The 568-nt window shown below is 36.6% G+C and carries 1 protein-coding gene; it reads right to left on the bottom strand.

The annotated features are described in order from the left end of the window. Positions 1-568 (bottom strand): hypothetical protein (locus HMPREF2701_RS06815; RefSeq protein WP_070482550.1); only part of this gene is annotated, 568 nt, incomplete at both ends.

The raw sequence follows: 568 nt of genomic DNA, 5'->3' as shown, positions 1-568 counted from the left end.
TCACGAAGGCGTTCTTCCTCTTCCCATAGAGGGTCTCTTACTGGTATCATTGTTTTTAATTCTTCCAAACTAATTTCAACCGCTTCATCATAAGTCAGCGAAAGAACATCCTTATGTAGCTCCTTAAAAGTCTCTACATCTAACCATGTCTCTTTGTCATCCTCGCTGATATTACCATCTATTGCACTCGCAACCTCGACCGCCATAATGTATAAAGCACGTTTATCTACTGTTAAAACATCTATATGAGATGTTGCGATACGTAGATAATCTCCACGTTCTCTCCACTCTGTAATGAAAGTTTTTTCAAATTCAAGTGTTACACTCTCATATTCCAAAGACAACCAAGGATTACTAGGAATTATAAAAGGAGCCTTATCCCATCTTTCGTCAACTGAAGACCATTTGTGTAACCGAACACCAAAGTAAAAATCATCCTGTAACATAGCATCGTCACCAACATTGGAGAAACTTATTTTCTTGCCTTTCTGTTCCTTAAACCACATTTTCCAAACAAGCTCTCTAGTTGTGAAGTCTATTTTTTTCTTAAAATCACTTTTGATATATA

Source organism: Streptococcus sp. HMSC077D04, assembly GCF_001808785.1.
Lineage (GTDB): Bacteria > Bacillota > Bacilli > Lactobacillales > Streptococcaceae > Streptococcus > Streptococcus mitis_BX.
This window is presented reverse-complemented; position numbering and strand designations above follow the sequence as displayed.